Genomic DNA, 2,282 nt, shown 5'->3' on the forward strand with positions numbered 1-2,282 from the left:
CAGCCGACGGGGCGGGGGCGGCGCCCGCGCAGGTCACGGGAATCGTCACTCCGTCCGAGGCCTCGACGACCGTTGCAAAGTCGGTGGCGACTGTCAGCGCCACATTCACAACCTCGCCGGCCGCCTTCCCCTCACACGCGCCCACGACCGTCACGTCGACGCTCGCCTGTCCCGCGCCGTCCGTCGTGATGACTGCGGCAGCGTCCGATGCGTGGGTATCCACGAGAGAGTTATCCACGTCGGCCACGGCCTGCGGCCCGCCCGCACTCACGCGCACCTTGCGCGTGATCGAAGGCCCCTCCGAGAAGGACAGGCCGCGCAGCGGGATCGTCACGGTCGAGCCGTCAGCGACCGCCTCGGTGGGCAGGGACAGGCCGATCGAGGACTTCGCCGCGCGCGGAGTCAAAGCTGACGAGGCCTCGGCGGAACGATCCCCACCACCCGAGTGCGCGTTCAGGTAGGCATTGAAGGCGTCGCGGTCGAGGTTCCCGTTCGTAACCGCCGCGCCCCCGCGGGTCAGCGCATCGAAGGAGTCTCCGCCCGCCAGGAGGAAGGTCACCGAACCCACCGTATAGGTCGCGTCGGCCTTCAGGGGCTCGCCGTTGATCGTCACCGAGGTAATACGCTCCCCGTAGGGCTTGGCAGGATCGTAGGTGTAGCGCACGTTCGAGGACAGGCCAAGCTTGAGCATCGGACGGGAATTCTGCGAGTTCAGATCCGTCTTCCACTGCTGCTCAAGCGCGTCCTTGACGTCAGATCCCTTCAGCGTCACATACCCCAGCTCGTTGGAGAAGGGCTCGACCTCGTAGGTCTGCGCGTATGTAATCGTGCCGTCCTCGTTCGGGACGAGATCAGCGCGCAACCCGCCCGCGTTGATCATGCCGATGTCGACGCTCTTCCCATCCGGGGTGAGGATGGTCTCGCGCAGCGAGTCGGCCACCAGGTCGCCCAGGGACGACTCGATGCCTCGGTTCGACCCCGGCTCGGTCGCGCCGTCAGGAGTGGTAAACACGCCGCGCATGAAGGGGGTCCTATACCCGGTCGCGACGACGCGCTTGCCCGCTTCCTTCGAGTCGGCCTCGGCTTGATCCACAATCGCCTGGGTGTCGGGGTCCGCGCCGCACTGGGCAACCTCGGCGGCCGGGATGAGGATCGAGTCGGCACTCGTGACCTGGCGCGTCGCAGGATCAATCGTCAGGCGGATCAGACCGAGGTTATCCGTGTAGGAGCCCGACGCGACGCCCGCCAGGCGCGGGTTGGCGGACTCGAAGGACTCCACCGAGTTGACGTGGTCGAACTCGTAGGGCACGTGCGTGTCCCCGCCCATGAGTCCGTCGACGTCCTTGCCGACCTTCGTGTAGTTGTTCTTCACGTCGTCGTCCAGCATGGCGATGACAACGTCGGCCTCTCCGCTGGTCTTCAGCTCGGCGGCCAGGGAGTTAATGCGAGCGATCGGATCCGTGAAGGTCAGGCCCGCAGTGGTTCCGGGACTGAGCTTGTAAGGCACATCCTGCGCGATCGCGCCGATGAACGCCACCTTCATGCCCGAGGGTGATACCCACAGCTTGTAGTCCCCCAGGTAGGGGGTGCCATTCCCGTAGGTGCCCATGCCCTCGATGTTGGCGCCCAGGTACGGGAAGGTCGCCTGCACGAACTCACTCGGGTTGGACCCATCGACGCGCTGCTTGAAGACCGCCTGCCCCATGTCCAACTCGTGGTTACCGATCGTCGAGGCCAGGGGGTTCATCGTGTTCAGGGCCGCGATGGTCGGATTATCCTTGAGAGCCCCCGAGATGTAGGGGGACGCACCGATGTTGTCGCCCAGCAGCGTAAACGATGAGTTCGGGTTCTGTTCGGCGGCCTTCTTCAGGTAGCAGTTCATCGCGGGCAGCCCAGCCTCGCGCACGCTTCCCTTCTTGGTGACCTGCTGAATGTGCCCGTGGACGTCGGTGAGCGTGTAGAGGTCCAGGGTGATCGGCGCGGCCTCGTCCTGTGAGGCCTCGTCCTGCCCGGCTGCGGCCACCTGGCTCGGCAGCGAGGCCAGGGCCAGCGCGGCCACCGAGGCGAGCGCCAGATGCATCCATTGTCTGCGCATGGTGTATTCCTTTCTGAGCGGCAACGATGCCGCGTCGAGTCGTGGATGGGATGAATGAAGGCCTAGGGGTGCCTGCGCCCGCGCGCGAAACGTCGCGCCCCGGCGCGGGTGGCCGCTCCCGCCGCCGCGAGGAGGATTCCGATCCCGATGGCGGCCTCAGCGCTCGCTCCCGTGCGGGCGAGGCGCT

1 protein-coding gene is annotated in these 2,282 nt (G+C 66.4%); it reads right to left on the reverse strand.

From position 1 onward, the window contains the following. On the reverse strand, positions 1 to 2,095 hold a 2,095-nt coding region (locus tag HMPREF1138_RS06335), incomplete at its 3' end, for a bifunctional metallophosphatase/5'-nucleotidase (protein WP_009057814.1). Positions 2,096 to 2,282: the final 187 nt, after the last annotated feature.

The sequence above is a fragment of the Actinomyces sp. ICM58 genome (genome assembly GCF_000283035.1).
Classification (GTDB): domain Bacteria; phylum Actinomycetota; class Actinomycetes; order Actinomycetales; family Actinomycetaceae; genus Pauljensenia.